At 52.4% G+C, this 23,675-nt stretch carries 22 protein-coding genes, 6 tRNA genes and 1 other RNA gene; 14 read left to right on the forward strand and 15 right to left on the reverse strand.

What is annotated here, in order from left to right; all coding sequences use genetic code 11:
* Positions 1-44: 44 nt before the first annotated feature.
* On the reverse strand, positions 45-1,016 hold the full coding sequence (gene cysK, locus OGX67_RS11355) for a cysteine synthase A (RefSeq protein WP_003038091.1): 972 nt from the start codon (positions 1,014-1,016) through the stop codon (positions 45-47).
* Positions 1,017-1,179: 163 nt separating this feature from the next.
* The gene (cysZ, locus tag OGX67_RS11360; RefSeq protein ID WP_003038094.1) at positions 1,180-1,941 is read right to left on the reverse strand and encodes a sulfate transporter CysZ; all 762 of its coding nucleotides are present in this window, start codon (positions 1,939-1,941) and stop codon (positions 1,180-1,182) included.
* A gap of 230 nt (positions 1,942-2,171) precedes the next feature.
* Between cysZ and zipA the strand changes: the two genes are divergently transcribed.
* From zipA to OGX67_RS11375, 3 genes are all read left to right on the forward strand, one after another.
* Entirely contained in the window at positions 2,172-3,179 is a 1,008-nt protein-coding gene (zipA, locus tag OGX67_RS11365; protein WP_003038097.1) for a cell division protein ZipA, read from the forward strand.
* A 71-nt stretch (positions 3,180-3,250) separates the two neighbouring features.
* Positions 3,251-5,266, forward strand: coding sequence for an NAD-dependent DNA ligase LigA (gene ligA, locus OGX67_RS11370; RefSeq protein WP_003038099.1), 2,016 nt, complete (start codon positions 3,251-3,253; stop codon positions 5,264-5,266).
* 1 nt (position 5,267) lies between these two features.
* Positions 5,268-5,486 carry a DUF3820 family protein gene (locus tag OGX67_RS11375; RefSeq protein WP_003038102.1) on the forward strand — a complete coding sequence of 73 codons (219 nt, stop codon included), beginning with the start codon at positions 5,268-5,270 and terminating at the stop codon, positions 5,484-5,486.
* Here OGX67_RS11375 and OGX67_RS11380 read toward each other — a convergent pair.
* Positions 5,483-6,481 (reverse strand): bile acid:sodium symporter family protein, encoded by a 999-nt coding sequence (locus OGX67_RS11380; protein WP_286526509.1) that lies wholly within the window; start codon positions 6,479-6,481, stop codon positions 5,483-5,485. The two genes, OGX67_RS11375 and OGX67_RS11380, sit on opposite strands and share 4 nt — an antisense overlap.
* An 89-nt stretch (positions 6,482-6,570) precedes the next feature.
* On the opposite strand from OGX67_RS11380, the gene OGX67_RS11385 reads away from it, so the two are divergent.
* Entirely contained in the window at positions 6,571-7,497 is a 927-nt protein-coding gene (locus OGX67_RS11385) for a LysR family transcriptional regulator (RefSeq protein ID WP_003038106.1), read from the forward strand.
* On the opposite strand, the gene OGX67_RS11390 is transcribed toward OGX67_RS11385, so the two are convergent.
* A complete protein-coding gene (locus OGX67_RS11390) occupies positions 7,488-7,829 on the reverse strand; it encodes a FlxA-like family protein (RefSeq protein ID WP_257651529.1) in 342 nt (113 codons plus the stop codon). The two genes, OGX67_RS11385 and OGX67_RS11390, sit on opposite strands and share 10 nt — an antisense overlap.
* A 291-nt stretch (positions 7,830-8,120) precedes the next feature.
* Between OGX67_RS11390 and xapA the strand changes: the two genes are divergently transcribed.
* The 3 genes from xapA (at position 8,121) to OGX67_RS11405 (ending at position 11,250) form a co-directional block, all read left to right on the forward strand.
* A complete protein-coding gene (xapA, locus tag OGX67_RS11395; RefSeq protein ID WP_286526511.1) occupies positions 8,121-8,954 on the forward strand; it encodes a xanthosine phosphorylase in 834 nt (277 codons plus the stop codon).
* A gap of 56 nt (positions 8,955-9,010) precedes the next feature.
* Positions 9,011-10,267 (forward strand): nucleoside permease, encoded by a 1,257-nt coding sequence (locus tag OGX67_RS11400; protein WP_003838577.1) that lies wholly within the window; start codon positions 9,011-9,013, stop codon positions 10,265-10,267.
* A gap of 98 nt (positions 10,268-10,365) precedes the next feature.
* The gene (locus tag OGX67_RS11405) at positions 10,366-11,250 is read left to right on the forward strand and encodes a LysR family transcriptional regulator (protein ID WP_003838579.1); all 885 of its coding nucleotides are present in this window, start codon (positions 10,366-10,368) and stop codon (positions 11,248-11,250) included.
* A 137-nt stretch (positions 11,251-11,387) separates the two neighbouring features.
* Here the strand turns inward: OGX67_RS11405 and OGX67_RS11410 are convergent.
* The 5 genes from OGX67_RS11410 to OGX67_RS11430 all read right to left on the reverse strand — a co-directional run bounded on the left by OGX67_RS11410 (position 11,388) and on the right by OGX67_RS11430 (position 11,944).
* Positions 11,388-11,514, reverse strand: a non-coding RNA gene (locus tag OGX67_RS11410) — RtT sRNA.
* Between the two features lie 29 nt (positions 11,515-11,543).
* Positions 11,544-11,619 (reverse strand) — tRNA-Lys (locus tag OGX67_RS11415).
* Between the two features lie 4 nt (positions 11,620-11,623).
* Positions 11,624-11,699: transfer RNA gene (locus OGX67_RS11420), tRNA-Val, on the reverse strand.
* Positions 11,700-11,746: 47 nt separating this feature from the next.
* Positions 11,747-11,822 (reverse strand) — tRNA-Val (locus tag OGX67_RS11425).
* Positions 11,823-11,868: 46 nt separating this feature from the next.
* Positions 11,869-11,944, reverse strand: a tRNA-Val gene (locus tag OGX67_RS11430).
* A gap of 258 nt (positions 11,945-12,202) precedes the next feature.
* On the opposite strand from OGX67_RS11430, the gene gltX reads away from it, so the two are divergent.
* Positions 12,203-13,618: a glutamate--tRNA ligase gene (gene gltX, locus OGX67_RS11435; RefSeq protein ID WP_003028281.1), complete on the forward strand. Its 1,416-nt coding sequence runs from the start codon at positions 12,203-12,205 to the stop codon at positions 13,616-13,618.
* Between the two features lie 56 nt (positions 13,619-13,674).
* Here the strand turns inward: gltX and OGX67_RS11440 are convergent, their stop codons facing one another.
* Positions 13,675-14,067, reverse strand: coding sequence for a MerR family transcriptional regulator (locus OGX67_RS11440; RefSeq protein ID WP_003028279.1), 393 nt, complete (start codon positions 14,065-14,067; stop codon positions 13,675-13,677).
* 1 nt (position 14,068) lies between these two features.
* Positions 14,069-14,431, reverse strand: a complete 363-nt coding sequence (locus OGX67_RS11445; protein ID WP_286526513.1) for a YfeC-like transcriptional regulator — start codon at positions 14,429-14,431, stop codon at positions 14,069-14,071.
* Positions 14,432-14,652: 221 nt separating this feature from the next.
* Between OGX67_RS11445 and OGX67_RS11450 the strand changes: the two genes are divergently transcribed.
* A tRNA-Ala gene (locus OGX67_RS11450) sits at positions 14,653-14,728 on the forward strand.
* A gap of 42 nt (positions 14,729-14,770) precedes the next feature.
* Positions 14,771-14,846 (forward strand) — tRNA-Ala (locus OGX67_RS11455).
* Positions 14,847-14,990: 144 nt separating this feature from the next.
* On the opposite strand, the gene nupC is transcribed toward OGX67_RS11455, so the two are convergent.
* Complete coding sequence (gene nupC, locus OGX67_RS11460) at positions 14,991-16,193, reverse strand: nucleoside permease NupC (RefSeq protein WP_003028275.1); 1,203 nt, start codon at positions 16,191-16,193, stop codon at positions 14,991-14,993.
* Positions 16,194-16,465: 272 nt separating this feature from the next.
* Here nupC and OGX67_RS26965 point away from each other — a divergent pair, with 272 nt between their 5' ends.
* Complete coding sequence (locus OGX67_RS26965; RefSeq protein ID WP_418219455.1) at positions 16,466-16,540, forward strand: hypothetical protein; 75 nt, start codon at positions 16,466-16,468, stop codon at positions 16,538-16,540.
* Complete coding sequence (locus OGX67_RS11465) at positions 16,537-17,775, forward strand: Nramp family divalent metal transporter (protein ID WP_003028272.1); 1,239 nt, start codon at positions 16,537-16,539, stop codon at positions 17,773-17,775. The genes OGX67_RS26965 and OGX67_RS11465 overlap by 4 nt, the downstream gene beginning before the upstream one ends.
* A 32-nt stretch (positions 17,776-17,807) precedes the next feature.
* Here the strand turns inward: OGX67_RS11465 and ypeC are convergent, their stop codons facing one another.
* Positions 17,808-18,134 (reverse strand): DUF2502 domain-containing protein YpeC, encoded by a 327-nt coding sequence (gene ypeC / locus OGX67_RS11470; protein WP_003028268.1) that lies wholly within the window; start codon positions 18,132-18,134, stop codon positions 17,808-17,810.
* 137 nt (positions 18,135-18,271) lie between these two features.
* Entirely contained in the window at positions 18,272-19,261 is a 990-nt protein-coding gene (gene mgrA, locus OGX67_RS11475) for an L-glyceraldehyde 3-phosphate reductase (protein WP_257651528.1), read from the reverse strand.
* A 181-nt stretch (positions 19,262-19,442) separates the two neighbouring features.
* On the opposite strand from mgrA, the gene OGX67_RS11480 reads away from it, so the two are divergent.
* Entirely contained in the window at positions 19,443-21,095 is a 1,653-nt protein-coding gene (locus tag OGX67_RS11480; protein WP_032949720.1) for an alpha-keto acid decarboxylase family protein, read from the forward strand.
* Here the strand turns inward: OGX67_RS11480 and OGX67_RS11485 are convergent, their stop codons facing one another.
* Positions 21,096-22,331 (reverse strand): ion channel protein, encoded by a 1,236-nt coding sequence (locus OGX67_RS11485; RefSeq protein WP_016150726.1) that lies wholly within the window; start codon positions 22,329-22,331, stop codon positions 21,096-21,098.
* A gap of 204 nt (positions 22,332-22,535) precedes the next feature.
* On the opposite strand from OGX67_RS11485, the gene glk reads away from it, so the two are divergent.
* On the forward strand, positions 22,536-23,501 hold the full coding sequence (glk, locus tag OGX67_RS11490) for a glucokinase (RefSeq protein ID WP_003028256.1): 966 nt from the start codon (positions 22,536-22,538) through the stop codon (positions 23,499-23,501).
* Positions 23,502-23,675: the final 174 nt, after the last annotated feature.

The raw sequence follows: 23,675 nt of genomic DNA on the forward strand, positions 1-23,675 counted from the left end.
GCACCCAAATGGGTGCTTTTTTACGCGTTTTTAACATGCTGGCATTACTGTTGCAGTTCTTTCTCTGTGAAGAGATCGGCAAACAGTGCAGTGCTCAGATAACGCTCACCCGATGACGGTAGAATAACCACTATATTCTTATTGGTAAAGGTTTCATCTTCCTGCAGCTTAAGCGCGGCAGCAACAGCAGCGCCGGAAGAAATGCCCGCCAGAATACCTTCTTCTTCCATCAGGCGACGCGCAGTAGAGATTGCTTCATCATTGGTGATGGCGACGACTTTATCGATAAGTTTCAGATCAAGGTTGCCTGGAATGAAACCCGCGCCAATCCCCTGAATTTTATGTGGGCCCGGTTTAAGTTCTTCACCCGCCAGCGCCTGGGCGATAACCGGGGAGTCGGTAGGTTCAACCGCGACGGTGATCAGATCGGTTTTGCCTTTAGTGCCTTTGATATAACGGGTCACACCAGTCAATGTACCGCCGGTACCTACGCCGGAAATAAAGACATCAACCTGGCCATCGGTATCTTCCCAGATTTCCGGGCCGGTGGTTTTTTCGTGAATTTCCGGGTTCGCCGGGTTGCTGAACTGCTGCAGCAGCAGGAACTTCTCCGGATCGCTGGCGACAATTTCTTCCGCTTTCTGGATTGCACCCTTCATCCCTTTTGCGCCTTCGGTCAGCACCAGGTTCGCACCCAGAGCTTTCAACAGCTTGCGGCGCTCAATGCTCATCGTTTCCGGCATGGTCAGAGTCAGTTTGTAACCGCGGGCTGCGGCAACGTAGGCTAGCGCAATCCCCGTGTTGCCGCTGGTCGGTTCTACCAGCTCAACACCCGGTTTCAGTACACCACGTTTTTCGGCATCCCAAATCATATTGGCACCGATACGGCATTTGACGCTAAAGCTCGGGTTACGAGATTCCACCTTCGCCAGAATGCGTCCGTTACCGATACGGTTCAGTCGAACCAGCGGCGTATGACCGATAGTCAGCGAGTTGTCTTCAAAAATCTTACTCATGGCCTGTCCTTAACTGTATGAAATTGGGATACCGCTTCAGCATACCTGTTGAGAAAGTATGGGGAAGTAAGGAAATCGCATATCTATATGCTGATGGGAAATAATGCCTTGCAGTATGGAATAAGAGCGGGCATAAGCCAGCCCGCTTTTACACATTTTTGCATTACTTCCATAACGCGTGCTTAGCACGATAGCAGTCTACCCACATCGCCGTGGCACCACAAACCGCGACCGGCATGATGAACAGATTGAGCACCGGAATCATGGTGAACAAACTGGTTAATGCGCCAAATTGCATATTGGTGACCTTGCGTGTACGCAGCGCGACGCGCATCTCCTTAAAAGGCACCTTATGGTTATCAAACGGATAATCGCAGTACTGAATGGCCAGCATCCATGCGCTGAACAGGAACCACAGCACCGGGGCGACGGTCTGCCCAATACCCGGAATGAAATAGAGGATCAGCAACACGATGGCGCGCGGGAGATACCACGCCAGCTTTTGCCATTCACGTTTCATAATACGGGGAACATCTTTCATGATGCCGAGAACGCCGGTGTCAGGCGGTGTTGCGCCCGTTAAGCGCGCTTCCAGTTGTTCAGCCAGCAGACCGTTAAACGGCGCGGCAATCCAGTTGGCTATGGTGGAAAACAGGTAGCCGAACACCAGTAGTACGGAGATAGTGACAATCGGCCACAGCAAGTAGCTGAGCCACTGAAGCCAGTCAGGGACGTGACTCATCAGCGAGGGGATCCAGCTATCGAGTTGTGTGAATAGCCACCAGAATGCGCCGCCCATCAGCAGGATATTCACCAGCAAAGGCAGGATGACAAAACGACGAATGCCCGGTTGGGTGATGAGCTTCCATCCCTGTGAAAAGTAATAAAGGCCGCTGCGAGGTACGACTGCAGATGATGAAACCATGGTCAGGACATACTCCTTGTTATATAAGCTCTGGTAAACTTTGCGTATCTTACCGGGTTGTTGAGCGTTAAGCTGTTCAGAAATGTTCGAAAAAACAGCAAAAAGCACAATTTTGTTCATCTTTATGCCGTGAAAGCCAAGAGTGCACTTGCACTTGGCGTAATCGACAAATACTCTTAGTGAGTAAATGTTTGCCGTGGTGGCAAGGTGTTAGAACAACAGAGAATATAATGATGCAGGATTTGCGTCTGATATTAATCATTGTTGGCGCGATCGCCATAATCGCTTTACTGGTACATGGTTTTTGGACTAGCCGTAAAGAGCGGTCTTCTATATTCCGCGATCGCCCACTGAAACGCATGAAGTCTAAACGTGAAGACGAGGATTCGTTCGACGACAACGTCGAGGAAGACGAAGGCGTGGGCGAAGTTCGCGTTCATCGTGTGAATCATGCTCCCGGTAACGCGCAGGAACATGGTGTTCCTCCTCAGTCGCCGCAACACCAGTACCAGCCGCCTTATGCGTCGGCTCAGCCGCGTCAACCCGCGCAGCAGCCTGCACAAGCGCCGGTACCGCCGCCGCATGCTCAGCCGCAGCCTGTACAACCGCAGCAGCCGGTGCAACATCAGCCTGTTCAGCAACAACCTGTACAGCAGCCGATGCAGCATCAGCCCGTTGCTCCGCAGGTTCAGCAGCCCGTGCAGCAAGCACCGCAACCTGCGCCGCAGACTTTCCAGCCCGCAGAGCCTGCCGTTGAACATCAACCGCAGCCTGAGCCGGTAGTTGAAGAAGCGCCAGCTGCTGAAAAACCGCAGCGTAAAGAAGCGGTCATTATTATGAACGTTGCGGCGCATCACGGTAGCGAGCTCAACGGTGAAGTGCTGCTCAATAGCATTCAGCAAGCCGGCTTTAAATTTGGCGATATGAATATTTTCCATCGTCATTTGAGCCCGGATGGCAGCGGTCCGTCGCTGTTCAGCCTTGCCAATATGGTTAACCCAGGAACGTTTGACCCCGAAATGACGGGTGATTTCAGCACCCCTGGCGTAACTATTTTTATGCAGGTTCCGTCCTATGGGGACGAGCTGCAAAACTTTAAGCTGATGCTGCAGTCCGCACAGCACATCGCCGATGAAGTGGGTGGTGTGGTGCTTGACGATCAACGTCGCATGATGACGCCGCAGAAACTGCGCGAGTATCAGGACCGCATCCGCGAAGTTAAAGAATCTCGCGCCTGATTCTCCTTTGGCGTGACATCTCCTTGCTAAACCCCCGCCTGTCGGGGGTTTTTTATCATTGATGGTGCGATATGGAATCAATCGAACAACAACTGACAGAACTGCGAACCACGCTTCGCCATCATGAGTATCTCTACCATGTGATGGACGCGCCGGAAATTCCCGATGCGGAATACGATCGTCTGCTGCGCGAACTCCGCGAGCTGGAAGCGCAGCATCCGGACCTTATTACCCCTGACTCGCCAACCCAACGCGTTGGCGCCGCCCCGTTAACGGCGTTCAGTCAGATTCGCCATGAAGTGCCGATGCTGTCGCTGGATAACGTGTTTGATGAAGAGAGTTTTCTCGCCTTTAACAAGCGCGTACAGGACCGGCTGAAGAGTACGGACAAACTAACCTGGTGCTGTGAGCTGAAGCTTGACGGGCTGGCGGTGAGTATTCTCTATGAAAACGGCGTGCTGGTTAGCGCCGCAACGCGCGGCGATGGCACCACCGGGGAAGACATTACCTCGAACGTGCGCACCATTCGTGCGATCCCGTTAAAACTGCGCGGCGATAACATTCCGACGCGTCTGGAAGTGCGCGGCGAGGTGTTCCTGCCGCAGGCCGGGTTTGAAAAAATCAACGAAGAGGCCCGCCGTACTGGCAACAAAGTGTTTGCTAACCCGCGTAATGCGGCGGCTGGGTCATTACGCCAGCTCGATCCGCGTATCACTGCGAAGCGACCGCTTACTTTCTTCTGCTATGGCGTTGGTGTGCTGGAAGGTGGTGTGCTGCCCGATACCCATCTGGGCCGTCTGCTGCAATTTAAAGAGTGGGGATTGCCGGTGAGCGACAGAGTGGCGCTTTGCGACTCTCCGGAGGAAGTACTTGCTTACTATCATAAGGTTGAAGAAGACCGACCGACGCTGGGATTCGATATCGATGGTGTGGTGATCAAAGTCAACTCTATGGCCTTGCAGGAACAACTGGGTTTTGTTGCCCGCGCGCCGCGTTGGGCGGTGGCCTTTAAGTTCCCGGCGCAGGAGCAGATGACCTTTGTCCGCGATGTTGAGTTTCAGGTTGGACGTACAGGGGCGATTACGCCTGTCGCCCGCCTTGAGCCAGTTCAGGTTGCAGGGGTGTTGGTCAGTAACGCCACCTTGCACAATGCGGATGAAATTGAGCGTCTTGGTTTGCGTATTGGCGATAAAGTCGTCATTCGCCGTGCGGGCGATGTCATCCCGCAGGTAGTGAACGTCGTGCTTTCCGAGCGCCCGGACAATACCCGCGAAATCGAGTTTCCCACCCACTGTCCGGTATGCAACTCTGACGTTGAGCGTGTGGAAGGCGAAGCGGTTACTCGTTGTACCGGAGGTTTAATCTGCGGGGCACAGCGGAAGGAATCATTGAAACACTTCGTTTCCCGCCGTGCGCTGGATGTCGACGGCATGGGCGACAAAATTATCGATCAACTGGTCGAGAAAGAGTATGTCCATACGCCAGCGGATCTCTTCACGCTGACCGCAGGTAAGCTGACCGGTCTTGATCGCATGGGGCCGAAGTCGGCGCAAAACGTAGTGAATGCGCTGGAAAAAGCGAAAGAGACCACGTTTGCCCGTTTCCTCTATGCGCTGGGTATTCGTGAAGTCGGCGAAGCGACGGCTGCAGGTCTGGCGGCATATTTCGGCACGCTCGAGGCGCTGGAAGCCGCCTCTGTTGAAGAGCTGCAAAAAGTGCCGGATGTCGGCATCGTGGTGGCGACCCACGTGTTTAATTTCTTTGCCGAAGAGAGTAACCGCGAGGTGATCGTCCAGCTTTTGGAGCAGGGGATTCACTGGCCAGCGCCGGTGGTTATCAACGCTGAAGAAATCGACAGCCCCTTCGCGGGTAAGACGGTGGTGCTGACCGGGAGCCTGAGCCTGATGTCACGCGATGATGCCAAAGCACGACTGACCGAGCTGGGGGCAAAAGTGGCCGGTAGCGTGTCGAAGAAAACCGATCTAGTGATTGCGGGGGAAGCGGCGGGCTCTAAACTGGCAAAAGCGCAGGAGTTGGGCATTGAAGTGATCGACGAAGCTGAAATGATCCGCTTACTGGGTGCCTGAGATGGAAAAAGAGCAGCTGGTTGAAATCGCCAATACCGTGATGCCCTTTGGCAAATATAAAGGGCGTCGGCTGATTGATGTACCGGAAGAGTATCTGCTGTGGTTTGCCCGTAAGGATGAATTCCCGCCGGGCAAGCTCGGCGAACTGATGCAAATCACGCTGCTGATTAAAACTGAAGGGCTGACGCAACTGGTGCAGCCCCTGAAACGCCCGCTTTAAGCCTTTGCGGCGCGGCTTTTCTGCTGCGCCTGCAATGCGTCCGTCTGTTGCTTGTAGCGACGTGCCAGCACCGCACAAACCATCAACTGAATTTGATGGAAGATCATCAGCGGCAGCACCATCATTCCTATCACTGACGTCGGGAACAGAATATTTGCCATTGGGATCCCATTCGCCAGGCTCTTTTTCGATCCGCAAAAGACAATGGTGATCTCATCGGCTTTGTTGAAGCCGCATTTACGCGCAACAAAGACGTTGATGCCAATCACGATTGCCAGCAATACGATGCTGACCACCACGATAAACAGCAGTGAGCCAATCCCCACTTTGTGCCAGATCCCGTTAACCACGGCTTCACTGAAGGCGGAGTAAACCACCAATAAAATGGATGATTGATCCGTTTTTGCAATCCATTTTTTATGTCGGGACACCCAGTTACCAATCCACGGACGCGAAAGATGTCCCAGTACGAACGGCAGCAGCAGCTGCAGCATTATTTTCCCCACCTGCTCCAGGCTGCCTTCTGCGCCATGCATATTCATGACCAGGCCAACCAGCAACGGTGAGAGAAAAATACCCAGCAGGCTGGAGGCTGAAGCGGAACACACGGCGGCGGCAACGTTACCCCCCGCCAGCGACGTAAAGGCGATTGCCGACTGCACCGTGGCTGGCAAAATACACAGGTACAGAAAACCGGTGTACAGCATCGGATCAACATTAACCGGCGCCCACCAGGCGAACAGAACGCCCAGCACCGGGAAAACAACAAACGTGCTGCACATCACCCACAGATGCAAACGCCAGTGACTACCGCCGGCAATAATTGCCTCACGAGAGAGCCTGGCCCCGTGCATAAAAAACAGCAGGGCAATGGCGGCGGTGGTTAAGCCTTCAAAGAAAGGCACAAAGCCACCTTCGGCTGGGAAAAAGGACGCCAGTAATACGACCGTAATCAACGTAATCGTGAACGGATCAAGGATACGAAAAAGTTTCATAAAAGCTCCTGAAATTCAGTAGCAACATTTTGCGTTTTTCCATTTGAGAAATAAAATTGATTTATTGCATCCATATATGAATCGAATAGATGAATTACTCTCTGCGTCAGTTGCGTATCTTTGTTACCGTCGCCCAGGCCAAAAGTTTTAGCCGGGCGGGGGATATCATTGGCTTAAGTCAGTCTGCGGTCAGCCACAGCGTTAAAGAGCTTGAAGGGCAGACGGGTGTGCGGTTGTTAGATAGAACAACGCGGGAAGTGGTGCTGACGGAAGCGGGGCACCAGTTGGCGGCGCGCCTGGAACGTATTCTGGATGAACTGCACAGCACGCTGCGTGAAGCAGGCCAGGTGGGGACACAGTTAACCGGAACGGTGCGTGTTGCCGCCAGCCAGACAATCTCTGCTCACCTTATTCCACAGTGTATTGCCCAGAGTAATGAGCTTTATCCTGCGATCGATTTTGTGCTGCACGACAGGCCCCAGCAGTGGGTGCTGGAAAGTATTCGCCAGGGAGAAGTCGATTTTGGCATTGTGATAGATCCTGGTGCCGTGACCGATCTGCAGTGTGAAGCCGTACTGTCCGAACCGTTCCTGCTGCTGTGTCGCCAGGATCATCCGTTAGCCCAACGTGAGTGGGTGAACTGGCAGGATTTGTATCACGAACGTTTGGTGTTACAGGATTACGCTTCCGGTAGTCGACCGCTGATCGATGCGGCGTTGGCCCATTTTTCCATTGATGCCAACATCGTTCAGGAGATTGGTCATCCCGCCACGCTGTTCCCGATGGTGGAGGCGGGGATTGGCATCAGCGTGCTGCCCGCACTGGCGCTTCCCTTACCGCAGGGCAGTCACTTGCAGGTTAAGCGCCTGACGCCGGTAGTTGAACGGCAACTGATGCTGGCTCGACGTAAAAACCGCTCTTTATCAACCGCGGCTCAGGCGCTGTGGGACGTGGTGCGTATGCAGGCCAGTGAATTAACCGCCGGTCGTGCCCGTGATCCGTTGTATCAGATATAAATATCGACCTGATGTTGGTCGGAAACCGTGTTGATGCCCTCAGCTTTTCTCTGATCGGCGCTTTGCTTTTGCTGTGACTCCTCGGCCTGCCGTCGCAACAGTTGAGCCAGCTGTGCTTGTAACATCTTGATTTGTATCTGAATAAGTTCCTGCTGTTCGCGCTTCTGCTCAACACTGCCACTACTATTGGGAATATCTTTGAGCTGCTGAGTTAGCTTGGTTATCTTTTGGGTGACTTGTGCAATCTGAGCGGAGATGTCATTCCCGGCTGGGGCTTTTCCACCACCACTACTGCTTTGAACAGTTGGGGTGGAAACGTTAATCGTTGTCATACGGATTCCTCACGCCATAAAACATGAGTATCGGCATTAGTGAACAGAACTTCAGTTACAATATGGCGGAGCGGAGTTTAATAATAAAAGTTCCAAATCTTCATGTATCTCTATTCCTGTGCCATTTCTGGCCCGAAAAAAATGTGATTTCAGGCTGGTTTAGGGCGACTCATCGATACCGATTTACTATCGGTTGTCGGGATAAACGGTATTGGTAATCGATTGCGTAGTCTCGCTATAACAGTGCGGTACGCGACATTATTTTCGACTACTCAGTATTAAGGATATCTCATGAGTCACTCTCTTTTCTCGCAAAATCCCTGGTATAGCGCCGACATCATTCGTAGTTACAAACCCGATTTCACCCCGCGCGTAGCCTTTATTCTTGGCTCTGGCCTCGGTGCTCTGGCGGATCAAATCGAGGATGCAGTGGCCATCTCTTACGAAAAATTGCCGGGATTCCCTGTCAGTACTGTACATGGTCATGCCGGTGAGCTGGTGCTGGGAAATCTGGCGGGTATTCCGGTGGCTTGTATGAAAGGACGTGGGCATTTTTATGAAGGTCGCGGCATGACGGTGATGATTGACGCCATTCGCGCCCTGAAGCTGCTGGGCTGCGAACTGTTATTTTGTACTAATGCCGCAGGTTCTTTACGCCCCGAAGTCGGACCAGGTAGTCTCGTTGCGCTTAGCGATCACATTAATACGATGCCAGGTACACCAATGGTCGGACTAAACGATGAGCGTTTTGGTGAGCGATTCTTTTCGCTGGCGAATGCCTATGATGCTGACTATCGTGCGATCCTGCAAACCGTCGCCGCAGAAGAAGGGTTTCCGCTGAGCGAAGGGGTGTTTGTTTCTTATCCGGGACCGAACTTTGAAACGGCGGCAGAAATCCGCATGATGCAAATTATTGGCGGCGACGTGGTGGGGATGTCGGTGGTGCCTGAAGTTATCTCTGCGCGCCACTGCGGTCTGAAAGTGGTTGCGGTGGCTGCCATCACCAACCTGGCGGAAGGTTTGGGGGATGTGAAGTTATCTCACGCACAGACGTTGGCTGCAGCGGAACTCTCCCGGCAGAACTTCATCAATCTGATCTGTGGCTTCTTGCGCAAACTGGCCTGAATAATTAAAACATGACCCCGCTTGCGGGGTCTTACTTTATGGCAAGGAACGGAAAAATGGGTATCGCATCTCGCTTAAAGCTCATGTCGTTTTTGCAATATTTCATCTGGGGAAGCTGGCTGGTAACCCTGGGTTCTTACATGATTAATACCCTGGATTTTACCGGCGCGAATGTGGGTATGGTCTACAGCTCGAAAGGGCTGGCAGCGATTATTATGCCGGGCATTATGGGGATCATCGCCGATAAGTGGCTGCGTGCCGAGCGCGCTTATATGCTGTGCCATCTGGTGTGTGCTGGCGTGTTGCTGTACGCCACAACCGTTACCGATCCACAGACTATGTTCTGGGTAATGTTGGTTAACGCGATGGCGTATATGCCGACGATTGCGTTATCGAACAGCGTCTCATATTCATGCCTTGCACAATCGGGTCAGGATCCGGCCACCGCGTTCCCGCCAATTCGTGTATTTGGCACGATAGGTTTTATTGTGGCGATGTGGACGGTCAGCTTAATGGGACTGGAACTGAGCAGCGCACAGCTTTATATCGCTTCAGGCGCATCGCTGCTGCTGGCTCTGTATGCGCTGACGTTACCAAAAATACCGGTTGCGGAGAAAAAAGAGTCCGCCACGCTGGCCAGTAAACTGGGGCTGGATGCGTTTGTTTTGTTTAAAAATCCGCGTATGGCAATTTTCTTTTTGTTTGCCATGATGCTGGGGGCGGTGCTGCAAATCACCAACGTCTTTGGCAATCCGTTCCTGCATGATTTTGCCCGTAACCCTGAGTTTGCCAACAGCTTTGTGGTGAAATATCCCTCCATTTTGCTGTCAGTTTCGCAGATGGCGGAAGTGGGTTTTATCCTCACTATTCCATTCTTCCTTAAACGCTTTGGCATTAAAACAGTGATGCTGATGAGTATGCTGGCGTGGACGCTGCGCTTTGGCTTCTTTGCCTTTGGCGATCCGTCTCCGTTTGGCTTTGTGCTACTGCTGATGTCGATGATCGTTTACGGCTGCGCGTTTGATTTCTTCAACATCTCCGGATCGGTATTTGTCGAGCAGGAAGTTGACTCAAGCATTCGCGCCAGCGCCCAAGGGTTGTTTATGACGATGGTAAATGGCATTGGCGCGTGGGTGGGTTCAATCCTGAGCGGGATGGCGGTGGACTATTTTTCTGTCGATGGCGTCAAGGATTGGCAAACTATCTGGCTGGTGTTTGCCGCTTACGCGCTGGTCCTGGCGGTTATCTTTGCATTGTTCTTTAAATATAAGCATGAGCCTGAACGACTGGCGCAGAAATCACTGGCACATTAATGCTCCTTTAGCGGCGGGTTCTGATACCCGCCGTTTCATTTTCTGCGATGCAATGTGGTAACTTTGCGCATTAATCTTCACTCAGGAGCGCATTATCCATGGAACGCACGCACCGCATCGATCTGAAGTTACTGCGTTATTTTCTTGCCGTCGCAGAAGAACTGCATTTTGGACGCGCTGCTGCTCGCCTGAATATGTCGCAACCGCCCCTCAGTACGCATATTAAAGAGCTGGAACAACAGCTCGGCACGTTGCTATTTATCCGTCATTCCCGCAGCGTGGCGTTAACCCACGCCGGAAAAATTTTGATGGAAGAATCGCGCAGACTGTTATCCAGTGCTAATCAGGCGCTGGCACGAGTGGAACAGATTGGTCGCGGTGAGGCAGGGCGAATTGAGCTAGGCGTCATTGGTACCGCAATGTGGGGAAAAATGCGTCCGGTGATGCGGCGTTTTCTGAAGGAAAATCCCAACGTCGAGGTGCAGTTTCGCGAGAACATGCCCGCAATGCAGATGACGATGCTGGAAAGACGTGAACTGGATGCGGGGATTTGGCGCATGGCTACTGAACCCTCTCCCGGATTTACCAGCCTGCGCTTACATGAGTCCTCATTTTTAGTGGCCATACCAGAAGAACATGCTCTTACCGCCTGTGAATCCGTACCGCTGGAAGCGTTGAGAAATGAATATTTTGTCACGATGCCCTCCATTCATACCGACTGGGCATTTTTGCAGCGAGTTTGCCTGAGCGCTGGATTTTCCCCGATGATTATCCGTGAGGTGAGGGAGCCGCAAACGGTGCTGGCGATGATCAGCATGGGGATTGGTATTACGTTAATTGCTGACAGTTATGCGCAGATGAGTTGGCCAGGCGTGGTATTCCGACCGTTAGAGGAACGTATTCCGGCGGATTTATATATTGTGTATGACCAGCAGCAGGCGACACCCGCGCTGGAGAAACTGGTAGCGGCATTGACGATGTGATATCTGTGCCGGATGGCGACTAACGTCTTATCCGGCCTACGAGGGGAGTATTGTCGGTAGGCCTGATAAGCGTAGCGCATCAGGCAGTTGTATAAATCGCAGATAGCAAAAAGGCGCCGCCAGCGCCCTTTTTACATTGGTGGGTCGTGCAGGATGACTCGCTTCGCTCGCCCTTCGGGCCGTCGCCGTAACCGGCTCCGTTGTTTCGCTGCGCTCAACACCGAACCTGCCGCAGGTTCGAATCTTACAAATCGCAGATAGCAAAAAGGCGCCTTTAGGGCGCCTTTTTACATTGGTGGGTCGTGCAGGATTCGAACCTGCGACCAATTGATTAAAAGTCAACTGCTCTACCAACTGAGCTAACGACCCGAAGTGGTGGGTGATGACGGGATCGAACCGCCGACCCCCTCCTTGTAAGGGAGGTGCTCTCCCAGCTGAGCTAATCACCCACTTCGGTACTTCAATTTTATTGTAAGAAATCCAGCTGGCGAGAAAGTGGTGGGTGATGACGGGATCGAACCGCCGACCCCCTCCTTGTAAGGGAGGTGCTCTCCCAGCTGAGCTAATCACCCACTTCTCAATTTCTTACTCTACACGGCGGAGACTACATAAAGTAGTTGGTGGGTGATGACGGGTTCGAACCGCCGACCCCCTCCTTGTAAGGGAGGTGCTCTCCCAGCTGAGCTAATCACCCCCGCTGTGTGGAGTCGCATTATAGGGAGAGTTGAAAATGAGTCAACGCATTTTCTAAAGAATTTGTTCGTTCGTCGTAAATTTAAACAAAACGATCGCAAATCAATCCATGCAGCATGATTTGTATACGAAAATGGCAAAGCGTGATGTTCCAACCTGAACAACATTGAGGAATCAGACCACAGTGATAGAATACGAGCCTGATAATCTTCCCAGGATTTGCCGGTTGTCGGCATCTTTATAAACGTAAGGCCATTTCATGAAAATCAAAACTCGCTTCGCGCCAAGCCCGACAGGTTACCTGCACGTCGGTGGTGCGCGTACTGCTCTATATTCCTGGCTTTTTGCACGTAACCATGACGGTGAGTTTGTGCTGCGTATTGAAGACACCGATCTCGAACGCTCCACTCCGGAAGCTATTGAAGCCATTATGGATGGCATGAACTGGCTGAATCTGGAATGGGATGAAGGCCCGTACTTCCAGACCAAACGTTTTGATCGCTACAACGCCGTGATTGATGAGATGCTCGAAGCCGGTACCGCGTATAAATGCTACTGCTCCAAAGAGCGTCTGGACGCGCTGCGTGAAGAGCAGATGGCAAACGGTGAGAAACCTCGTTACGACGGTCGCTGCCGCCACGGTCATGAACATCATGCTGCTGATGAACCATGTGTGGTGCGTTTTGCCAACCCGCAGGATGGATCCGTTATTTTTGATGACCAGATCCGTGGGCCGATCGAATTCAGCAACCAGGAGTTGGACGATCTGATCATCCGCCGTACCGACGGTTCCCCGACCTACAACTTCTGTGTGGTGGTCGACGACTGGGATATGGAAATCACTCACGTTATTCGTGGTGAAGACCATATCAACAACACTCCGCGTCAGATAAACATCCTGAAAGCGCTGAATGCGCCGGTACCGGTTTATGCACACGTGTCGATGATCAACGGCGACGATGGTAAAAAACTTTCTAAACGTCACGGTGCGGTCAGCGTTATGCAGTATCGCGACGACGGTTACCTTCCGGAAGCGCTGCTGAACTATCTGGTGCGTCTGGGCTGGTCCAGCGGCGATCAGGAAATCTTCACCCGTGAAGAGATGATCAAACTGTTCTCCCTTGGTGCGGTGAGCAAGTCTGCCAGTGCGTTCAACACCGAAAAACTGCAGTGGCTGAACCATCACTACATTAATGCGCTGGCACCGGAATATGTGGCAACGCATCTGCAATGGCACATTGAGCAGGAAAATATCGATACTCGCGTCGGCCCGCAGCTGTCTGAGCTGGTTAAACTGCTGGGTGAGCGCTGCAAAACGCTGAAAGAGATGGCGCAGAGCTGCCGTTACTTCTACGAAGATTTTGCTGAGTTCGACGCGGACGCCGCAAAGAAACACCTGCGTCCGGTAGCACGTCAGCCGCTGGAAGTGGTTCGCGATAAACTGGCTGCTATCAGCGAGTGGACGGCAGAAAACGTGCACCACGCGATTCAGGCGACCGCTGATGAGCTGGAAGTGGGTATGGGTAAAGTTGGGATGCCGCTGCGCGTAGCCGTAACCGGTGCGGGTCAGTCTCCGGCGTTAGACGTCACAGTGCATGCGATTGGTAAATCCCGCAGCATTGAGCGTATTAATAAAGCGCTGGCGTTTATTGCTGAGCGTGAAAGCCAGCAGTAAGATCGGTTGAGCGATGAAACAACGGCAGGAGCGCATCCTGCCGTTTTTTTTGCCTGTTATTCAGACTCATCAATTCCCAGACGGGTAAGGAAAGTGCGAATACCTTCGCGAGAAATATACATTGCCAGCTTTTCTTGTTCCGTTGGGGACATGTTGTCCAGTGCGCTAATTATTTGGCGACAGGCGTGGCTACGCACCACGTGGTTGTATTCTGCCAACGGTTCCTCTGCCTGATAAATTTCAGGGACTTTACGAAAAGCCGGAATATTGAGCAGAAACGTGCGGACGCTGGAGTCGATATGAATCAGCCTTGCACGACCCCCTTTAACGCCGGGAAACTTTTCGGTGGTCCAGTTTTGTTCTCTGATCCAACGATTGACGGTTTGTTTGGCAACTCCGAGACAGTCCGCCAGTTCTTCGGTCGTCATTTTGCTGCGTAATTTTTTCATATTATTTGTTGTCGCGGATCCCTAAGCGTTGTAATAAACCCGTAATGCCTTCACGCAGGATCAGTGACGTAAACATTTTTTGTTCTGACGGAGTCATCTCTTTGGCGAGCCTAATCAGTAGAGCTTCGATAGAGGTGTCGCCTGATAACGATAAATTATCTGATAAACCTTCGGCTGAACGTTCAGCACTGCGAATGTATTCACGAACTTGTTCGTTGACGTGAACCAGACGCGCTTTACCGCCCTGTACGCCTGGTTTTGGTGATGTAGCCCAACCCTCCTTGCGCACCCATTTATTGATGGTCTGTCGGCTGTATCCGGTCAGATTAGCAAGTTCTTCTGGCGTCATCCGTTCCTTGAACATAACGATTCCCTGAATAGTCGTTGGGTTAATTAGTGGCTCATTTTATAGCACCATTTTAGTAGAAACCGTGACGCGTTTAACTACTGAATGCGAGTTGTTACGCAATGTTCTTCATTTGATTGCTTTTTCAGCGATTGAATTCTATGAGTTAATTTTGCCGTTGACACACGCGAAGGGAATTCATATGATGCCGCCCGTCAACTCGACAAGCTTTACGTAATGGGGCTATAGCTCAGCTGGGAGAGCGCTTGCATGGCATGCAAGAGGTCAGCGGTTCGATCCCGCTTAGCTCCACCAAATTTTATCCCAACGAATTTGGTATATACGTAAAAGCATCGTGGGGCTATAGCTCAGCTGGGAGAGCGCTTGCATGGCATGCAAGAGGTCAGCGGTTCGATCCCGCTTAGCTCCACCAAAATTTAAACCCTCGCTGAAAAGCGGGGGTTTTTTGTTTCTGCATCCTGTCGATTCTTACCGATATCTCTCTGCTCTGCTGAATAGCAGGCATAAAAAAGCCGGGGAAATTCCCCGGCCTCATCACTACGATGTTGTCTTACGCTTACAGCACCAGTGCCGCGATAGATGCAGACAGTACGCTCACCAGCGTAGAGCCGTACACCAGCTTCAGACCAAAGCGGGAAACTACGTTACCTTGCTCTTCGTTCAGACCTTTAATCGCACCGGCGATAATACCGATAGAAGAGAAGTTAGCGAAGGAGACCAGGAACACAGAGATGATGCCTTCAGCGCGCGGAGAGAGCGTAGAGGCGATTTTCTGCAGGTCCATCATCGCAACGAATTCGTTGGAAACAAGTTTTGTCGCCATGATACTGCCCACCTGCAGCGCTTCGCTGGACGGTACACCCATTACCCATGCAACCGGGTAGAAGATGTAACCCAGGATGCCCTGGAAGGAGATGCTGTAACCAAACCAGCCGGTCACGGTGGCAAACAGGGCGTTCAGGGCAGCGATTAACGCGATGAAACCAATCAGCATCGCCGCAACGATAATTGCCACTTTGAAACCCGCCAGGATGTATTCACCCAGCATTTCGAAGAAGCTCTGACCTTCATGCAGGTTAGACATCTGGATATTTTCTTCGCTGGCATCAACGCGATAAGGGTTGATCAGCGACAGCACGATAAAGGTGCTGAACATGTTCAGTACCAACGCCGCAACAACGTACTTCGGCTCCAGCATGGTCATGTACGCGCCGACGATAGACATGGAAACGGTAGACATCGCCGTTGCAGCCATGGTGTACATACGGTTGCGGGACATTTTGCCGAGAATATCTTTATAGGCGATAAAGTTCTCGGACTGACCCAGGATCAGAGAGCTGACGGCGTTGAAGGATTCCAGCTTGCCCATACCGTTCACTTTGGAAAGCAGGTAACCAATTGCGCGGATGATAACTGGCAGCACACGGATATGCTGAAGGATACCGATCAGGGCGGAGATAAAGACGATAGGGCACAGCACTTTCAGGAAGAAAAATGCCAGGCCTTGATCATTCATGCTGCCGAAGACGAAGTTCGTCCCCTCGTTGGCAAAACCGAGCAGTTTTTCGAACATTTCGGAGAAGCCTTTTACGAAGCCCAGGCCGACGTTGGAGTTCAGGAAGAACCACGCCAGTAACACTTCAATAACAAGCAGTTGAATAACATAACGAATGCGAATCTTTTTACGGTCACTGCTTACCAGCAGCGCAAGGATCGCAACAACGGCCAATGCCAATACAAAATGAAGGACGCGGTCCATATTTGCTCCAAATATGAGGCAGGTTTAGTTTTCGTGCACATTCTATGTAACAACCATAAAGAAAACGAGATCAAACACACACTATAATAAGGACCTGTGACGAGATTCAAAATTAGTGATCGGTGATACACTTCCGTTATGCTTAGTATCGAAGTGAAAAGTTATGTCATTGTGCTAATCTATAACAATAATTAAACATCTTACCGTTTTTCCCAGAATCCTTATCGATCCATAGACAAACACTATCAGAGAAATCAACTTCACCCATCAAAATGAATTTGATAATCATTCTCAATAGGCGTAGCTTGAAACATAGCAAAGGCTATGTTTCTGAGGCACTAAAATGACTAACGATCGCGTTGAGAGTAGCAGTGGACGGGCAGCGCGCAAGTTGAAGCTCGCATTAATGGGACCTGCGTTCATCGCGGCGATCGGCTATATCGATCCGGGCAACTTCGCCACCAACATCCAGGCAGGGGCCAGCTTTGGCTATAAACTGTTGTGGGTGGTGGTCTGGGCAAACCTGATGGCGATGCTGATCCAGGTGCTATCGGCAAAGCTTGGCATTGCCACGGGTAAAAATCTGGCGGAGCAAATTCGCGATCACTATCCTCGTCCGGTGGTGTGGTTCTACTGGGTGCAGGCCGAAATTATCGCCATGGCGACAGACCTTGCTGAATTCATTGGTGCCGCGATTGGCTTTAAGTTGATCCTCGGCGTGTCGTTATTGCAGGGTGCCGTGCTCACCGGTATCGCGACTTTTTTGATTCTGATGTTGCAGCGCCGCGGGCAAAAACCGCTGGAAAAAGTGATTGGCGGCTTGCTGCTGTTTGTGGCTGCGGCTTACATTGTGGAATTGATCTTTTCCCAGCCGAACTTCGCGCAACTTAGCAAGGGGATGGTTATCCCGAGCCTACCTAATTCCGAAGCGGTGTTCCTCGCCGCTGGCGTGCTCGGTGCGACTATCATGCCGCATGTCATTTATCTGCACTCTTCCTTAACCCAGCATCTGCACGGCGGAACACGTCAACAGCGCTATGCGGCCACGAAATGGGATGTGGCTATCGCCATGACGATTGCCGGATTTGTCAATCTGGCGATGATGGCGACGGCTGCCGCTGCATTTCATTTTAGCGGGCATACCGGTATTGCCGATCTCGATCAAGCGTATCTGACCCTTGAACCGCTGTTGAGTCACGCTGCGGCGACAGTGTTCGGTTTAAGCCTGGTGGCTGCGGGACTTTCCTCTACCGTGGTCGGTACGCTGGCGGGGCAGGTGGTGATGCAAGGGTTTATCCGTTTTCACATTCCGCTTTGGGTTCGCCGTACGGTCACCATGATGCCATCCTTTATTGTGATTCTGATGGGATTAGATCCAACGCGTATTCTGGTGATGAGCCAGGTGTTGCTCAGTTTTGGTATTGCACTGGCGCTGGTGCCGCTGTTGATTTTCACCAGCAACAGTCAGCTGATGGGCGATTTGGTGAATACCCGATGGGTAAAACAGGTAGGCTGGGTGATTGTTGTGCTGGTGGTGACGCTCAATATCTGGCTGTTGGTAGGAACTGCACTCGGTTTGTAAAAACAAAAGGGCCCACAGGCCCTTTTGTTACATTAATGGTGGTGTCCGTGACCACGCCCGCGACCGCGGTGGTCGTCACGGTCATTCCAGCCTTCACGGTAGCCGCGCTCATAAGCTTTGCGTTTATCCCAGCCCCGATGATAGCCATTGTCATGACGCCACCAGCGATTTTTACGCCACTCATAGTTATTGTGCCAGTAATCCCGGTCGCGCCAGCGGCCGCCATCCCAGTAGTTACCGTAGTTATCGCGATCGCCAATTTGCAATTTTATTGATGGCAGCAGGGTGATTTCGCCAGCGTTCGCGGCCAGCGGTGTAAAAGCCAATAAGACTGCCGCCAGAATCAGTGACCTGAACATGTTTTCTCTCCTTCACGATCGAGCCGTAGCCGGCCTGTTAACGTAATATTACGGGGCAGTAAAGCCCCGTTTCATCGCCTTAACTCTTAAATCGCAAGTGAGAGCACTTTTTGTTAATAAATGTGTCTTTATTTCAATCAACTCAGGATAGCATCAATCTCCGCGCACTCTTCAGACGTAAAGTGACGGTTTGCCAGCATGCCGACAGCGTCTTCAATCTGCGCCGTTTTACTCGCGCCAATCAGCACTGACGTGACTTTGTCATCCCGTAACACCCATGCCAGCGCCATCTGGGAAAGCTTTTGCCCGCGTCGTTCTGCCAGCGCATTCAGCGCCCGCACCTTCTCCAGTTTCTCTGGCGTAATTTGATCCGGGTTCAGGAAACGGCTGCCGCTTGCCGCACGAGAATCCGCAGGAATGCCGTTCAGGTAGCGGTCGGTTAACTGCCCGCCTGCCAGCGGTGAAAAGGCGATACTGCCGACGCCTTTTTCCTGTAGCAACGACAGCAGACCGCCTTCGACCCAACGTTCAAACATGGAATATTTGGGCTGGTGAATAAGGCATGGCGTACCTAAATCGTCGAGTATTTCAATCGCCTGCCTGGCAAGATCTGCCGGATAGTTAGACAACCCGACGTACAGGGCTTTGCCCTGACGGACTATGTGATCCAGTGTGCGCATGGTTTCTTTGAGCGGTGTTTCAGGGTCGGGGCGATGGTGGTAGAAAATATCGACATACTCCAGTCCCAGGCGCTTCAGGCTTTGATCGAGACTGGCAATCAGATATTTGCGTGAACCCCAGTCACCGTAGGGACCTTCCCACATGGTGTAGCCCGCTTTAGTGGAGATAATAAGCTCATCTCGCCACGGTAAAAAATCTTCCTGCAGGATCCGACCAAAATTCCGTTCTGCCGAACCCGGCGGTGGACCATAGTTATTTGCCAGATCAAAATGGTTGATCCCCAGATCGAATGCGCGCTGTAACAATGCCCGACTGTTTTCGACCTGTGTGGTATCGCCAAAATTGTGCCACAAACCCAGCGAGACAATCGGCAGTTTAAGGCCGCTCTGACCGCAGCGGCGGTACTCCATTGTCTGATAACGATTTTCATCTGCGTGATAAACCATGTCACCCCCTTCCACAATGCGTGTGTCTTTCAGTGTATACGGTTACACCGTCTATTCTTCAATGAATTTTTACCGCCAAAACTGTAAATCCTGCTTTCCACCCCTTCACAGCGACTTTCCTGGACAGTCATCACAGTTCTTCGATACTCAACATGAGGTTACCGTCAGAAGGATAGCTGTCATGCAAACCCCGTATTCCGTTGCTGATTATCTGCTGGACAGGCTGGCAGGCTGTGGCGTCGGCCATCTCTTTGGTGTGCCAGGCGATTATAATTTGCAGTTTCTTGACCACGTGATTGAACATCCCAACGTATGTTGGGTCGGGTGTGCGAACGAGTTGAATGCGGCTTATGCGGCAGATGGCTATGCACGGGTCTCCGGGGTAGGGGCGCTGCTCACCACGTTTGGCGTGGGCGAGTTAAGTGCGATTAACGGTATTGCAGGAAGTTATGCGGAATATGTTCCTGTTTTGCATATTGTTGGCGCGCCCTGTCGCGGTGCACAGCGTCGTGGGGAGTTGATGCATCACACGCTGGGTGATGGTGACTTTCAACATTTTTACCGTATGCAGCAGGCGGTGACGACGGCGAGCGCGGTACTGGATGAACAAAACGCCTGTTATGAAATTGACCGCGTGTTGCGAGCAATGCTCATCGAACGCAGACCGGGCTATCTGATGTTACCTGCTGATGTGGCAAAACAGCCCGCCACACCACCGAATGACATCCTGATTGTTCCTCTGAGCGAGCCGGAGAGCAGTGTGGCAGAAGCGTTTCGCTACCATGCCCGTGAACGATTGCTGGACAGCCCGCGCGTCGCGCTGCTCGCGGACTTTCTCGCGCTACGTTTTGGTCTGCAGCCGGTTTTACAGCGCTGGATGGCGGAAACGCCGATGGCCCACGCTACGTTGTTGATGGGCAAAGGGCTGTTCGATGAACGTCATCCGGCGTTTGTTGGCACGTACAGTGCCGGAGCCAGTAGCGATTATGTTCGTCTGGCTATCGAAGATGCTGACACGATATTTTGTGTCGGCACACAATTTGTCGACACCCTGACCGCCGGGTTTACGCAACAGCTACCGCAGGAGCGCACCATTGATGTTCAGCCACATGCCTCACGGATTGGAACCAGCTGGTTTAACATCCCGATGGAGCAGGCGGTCACCACATTGCGGGAGCTGTGTCTGGAAATGTCGTTTTCACTGCCGCCAGAACGTCCGCCAGTTGCGCGCATTCAGGTTGAGAAGGGGCCTCTGACGCAGGAAAACTTCTGGCATACGGTGCAGCAGTATCTGGCGCCTAATGATATTATCCTCGTCGATCAGGGAACCGCCGCCTTTGGCGCGGCTGCGCTCTCATTACCTTGCGGGGCGGAAGTACTGGTTCAACCGTTGTGGGGATCTATTGGCTACGCGCTACCGGCGGCATTCGGCGCGCAAACGGCCTGTCCGGACCGTCGGGTGATCCTGATTATTGGCGATGGCGCGGCGCAGCTCACCATTCAGGAGCTGGGCTCCATGCTCAGAGACGGGCAATCACCCGTTATTTTACTCCTCAACAATGACGGCTATACCGTGGAGCGGGCCATACACGGGGCAAATCAGCGCTATAACGATATCGCCGCCTGGAGTTGGACGTTGGTGCCGCAGGCGTTTAGTCGTGAATGTCAGGCGGAATGCTGGCGGGTGACGCAGGCGGTACAGCTGGAGGAAGTTTTGGCCAGGCTGTCCCATCCGCAACGATTATCGTTAATTGAGGTGGTGCTACCGAAAGCCGATCTTCCTGAATTATTGCGCACGGTGACCCGTGCGCTGGAATCTCGCAACAGCGGATAGCTATTTATCAGGGCGCTCAGCGACCATCAACGGCTTGCCTGCCAGCAGCAGCCAGGCGGGCAGCATGACGATGCACAGCAGCGGCAGCAGGGTGGTATCTGGTACCACCACTGCTGCCATAAACAGGCTCAGCCAGGCGTCGCGGGTGACGACCAGCACCAGCCCGAGGATAGAGCAAGAAACCGTGATGGCAGCCGGCACCGCTTCAACATGGGCGTGCAGCATCAGACCCAAGGCGACACCAACGAATACCGCCGGGAAGATTCGCCCTCCGCGAAAACCACTCGCTGCCGCAACTACTAACGCCGCCAGCTTAATTACGGCGAGCATGAAATAATCCGATGTCCCCAGCGTTTGGCTAAACGCCATCTGCTGCATTTCGTCCAGTCCCTTAAACAAGGTAAGCGGCCCGCCGATAACACCCAAAATTCCAAGGATAAAACCGCCTGCCCCGAGGATCAGTACCGGGTGTTTTAATCGATGCATTAAATGGTGCAAACGTGGCAGACACCAGACGGCTACCATTCCGGCTGCAATAGCGATTGCGGCAACAACCGCGCCGCTGAGGATATCGATCAAGTGCATCTGCGTGTAGTGCGCGATGGGCAGTGAAAAATGGGGGTGAAAAAACAGGCTGGTGGTTAGCGAACCCGCGGCCGCGGCCATTAACGGCGCGAACAGGCGATCCCACAAGGGCACATCGTTTGAGCTATTCAGCGTTTGCGAAAATATCAGCGCAGCGGCAACGGGGGTGCCAAATAGCGCGCCGATGGTGCCGGCAGAGGCGAGAATGGTCCAGTCCAGTTTCGCAATGCGGGGAAACATGCGGCTACCAAGTGCCACTGCCAGAGCGATATTTACGGTCATGATGGGGTGTTCCGGACCCAGACTGACGCCACCCGCGAGGCCAAGGATTAGCGCTGCCAGCAGGCCCGGTAGTGCTGACGTTGGCACCGGCATACCAATTAACGGTTCACAGGCCGGATCCGGACCTGCGTGACCATGGCTGTAACGGATAACTAACCCGACCATGATCCCCGTGAGCGTCAGCATACCGATAATCCAGACCGGAGAGTCTTGGGCTATACCGATGCTAACAGGCAGACGTTCCCATAAAAACTGCTGTAAAACGGAAGCCACTTTCATCACAACGATCAACACCAGGCTGGACGCTATGCCAATGATTAGCGCTGGGGTTGATAGCAAGAGCATCGTTCTGGCTCGCGGATGGAGCATTTTGTATTCCTTAAAACAGAGTCATAGACATAGTTTGCACAGCATGCCTGACGGCATCGCTGCAAATGGTGCTGAAACGATAAAGTAATTGTGTGATCTGGATCGATTTTCCACGGGCATCAGCCTTCAGACCGTTGTTGTTATGTCCCCATGAATTTACAGTGTGGCAAAGATTTAATCTGACTTTAGCGGAGCAGTGGAAGAATGACAAAATATGCTTTAGTAGGGGATGTTGGCGGCACCAACGCGCGTCTTGCTCTGTGCGATATTGCCAGCGGCGAGATTTCGCAGGCAAAAACCTATTCCGGGCTTGATTACCCCAGTCTGGAAGCCGTGGTGCGCGTGTACCTGGATGAGCATAGCGTCAGCGTCGAAGATGGCTGCATTGCCATTGCCTGTCCGATTACTGGCGACTGGGTGGCAATGACCAACCATACCTGGGCATTCTCTATTGCTGAGATGAAAAAAAATCTGGGCTTTAGCCATCTGGAAATCATCAATGATTTCACCGCCGTGTCGATGGCGATCCCGATGCTGAAAAAAGAGCATTTGATCCAGTTTGGTGGCGCGGAACCTGTTGAAGGTAAACCGATAGCCGTCTATGGCGCAGGAACCGGGCTCGGCGTGGCGCATCTGGTGCACGTGGACAAACGCTGGGTGAGCCTGCCCGGTGAAGGCGGTCATGTAGATTTTGCGCCTAACAGCGAAGAAGAAGGAATTATCCTTGAAGTCCTGCGCGCCGAAATTGGCCATGTTTCCGCAGAACGCGTGCTGTCCGGTCCGGGGCTGGTGAATCTGTATCGCGCCATCGTCAAATCAGACGGGCGGTTGCCGGAAAATCTGCAGCCGAAGGATATCACCGCACGGGCGCTGGAAGATTCCTGCATTGACTGTCGTCGGGCGCTGTCGCTGTTCTGCGTCATTATGGGGCGTTTTGGTGGCGATCTGGCGTTAACCCTTGGGACGTTTGGCGGTGTGTACATCGCCGGTGGTATCGTACCGCGCTTCCTCGACTTCTTTAAGGCTTCAGGCTTTCGCGGTGGTTTTGAAGATAAAGGCCGTTTTAAAGCCTACGTGCAGGATATTCCGGTGTACCTGATTGTGCACGATAATCCTGGACTACTTGGCGCAGGTGCGCATTTGCGTCAGACGCTGGGCCATATTCTTTAATTCTTCAATCAGAAATCTGCAAAACCGCGTAAATCACGCGGTTTTTTTATGCCTGCCGCCCACCTTTCCGACCTTCGTCACACTTCCTGATTGCTGGATTATTTGTCCAGTAAAAGCATTATTTGTCTGATAACGGTTGTTACTTTTCTCGGACCATAATTTCACTCGTTAACT

This window comes from Citrobacter sp. Cf118, from assembly GCF_030334095.1.
GTDB classification, from domain to species: domain Bacteria; phylum Pseudomonadota; class Gammaproteobacteria; order Enterobacterales; family Enterobacteriaceae; genus Citrobacter; species Citrobacter freundii.

Coding starts and splice junctions, on each gene's coding strand:
- cysK (WP_003038091.1), bottom strand. CDS start 1,016: ATGAGTAAGATTTTTGAAGACAACTCGCTGACTATCGGTCATACGCCG.
- cysZ (WP_003038094.1), bottom strand. CDS start 1,941: ATGGTTTCATCATCTGCAGTCGTACCTCGCAGCGGCCTTTATTACTTT.
- zipA (WP_003038097.1), top strand. CDS start 2,172: ATGATGCAGGATTTGCGTCTGATATTAATCATTGTTGGCGCGATCGCC.
- ligA (WP_003038099.1), top strand. CDS start 3,251: ATGGAATCAATCGAACAACAACTGACAGAACTGCGAACCACGCTTCGC.
- OGX67_RS11375 (WP_003038102.1), top strand. CDS start 5,268: ATGGAAAAAGAGCAGCTGGTTGAAATCGCCAATACCGTGATGCCCTTT.
- OGX67_RS11380 (WP_286526509.1), bottom strand. CDS start 6,481: ATGAAACTTTTTCGTATCCTTGATCCGTTCACGATTACGTTGATTACG.
- OGX67_RS11385 (WP_003038106.1), top strand. CDS start 6,571: ATGAATTACTCTCTGCGTCAGTTGCGTATCTTTGTTACCGTCGCCCAG.
- OGX67_RS11390 (WP_257651529.1), bottom strand. CDS start 7,829: ATGACAACGATTAACGTTTCCACCCCAACTGTTCAAAGCAGTAGTGGT.
- xapA (WP_286526511.1), top strand. CDS start 8,121: ATGAGTCACTCTCTTTTCTCGCAAAATCCCTGGTATAGCGCCGACATC.
- OGX67_RS11400 (WP_003838577.1), top strand. CDS start 9,011: ATGGGTATCGCATCTCGCTTAAAGCTCATGTCGTTTTTGCAATATTTC.
- OGX67_RS11405 (WP_003838579.1), top strand. CDS start 10,366: ATGGAACGCACGCACCGCATCGATCTGAAGTTACTGCGTTATTTTCTT.
- gltX (WP_003028281.1), top strand. CDS start 12,203: ATGAAAATCAAAACTCGCTTCGCGCCAAGCCCGACAGGTTACCTGCAC.
- OGX67_RS11440 (WP_003028279.1), bottom strand. CDS start 14,067: ATGAAAAAATTACGCAGCAAAATGACGACCGAAGAACTGGCGGACTGT.
- OGX67_RS11445 (WP_286526513.1), bottom strand. CDS start 14,431: ATGTTCAAGGAACGGATGACGCCAGAAGAACTTGCTAATCTGACCGGA.
- nupC (WP_003028275.1), bottom strand. CDS start 16,193: ATGGACCGCGTCCTTCATTTTGTATTGGCATTGGCCGTTGTTGCGATC.
- OGX67_RS11465 (WP_003028272.1), top strand. CDS start 16,537: ATGACTAACGATCGCGTTGAGAGTAGCAGTGGACGGGCAGCGCGCAAG.
- ypeC (WP_003028268.1), bottom strand. CDS start 18,134: ATGTTCAGGTCACTGATTCTGGCGGCAGTCTTATTGGCTTTTACACCG.
- mgrA (WP_257651528.1), bottom strand. CDS start 19,261: ATGGTTTATCACGCAGATGAAAATCGTTATCAGACAATGGAGTACCGC.
- OGX67_RS11480 (WP_032949720.1), top strand. CDS start 19,443: ATGCAAACCCCGTATTCCGTTGCTGATTATCTGCTGGACAGGCTGGCA.
- OGX67_RS11485 (WP_016150726.1), bottom strand. CDS start 22,331: ATGCTCCATCCGCGAGCCAGAACGATGCTCTTGCTATCAACCCCAGCG.
- glk (WP_003028256.1), top strand. CDS start 22,536: ATGACAAAATATGCTTTAGTAGGGGATGTTGGCGGCACCAACGCGCGT.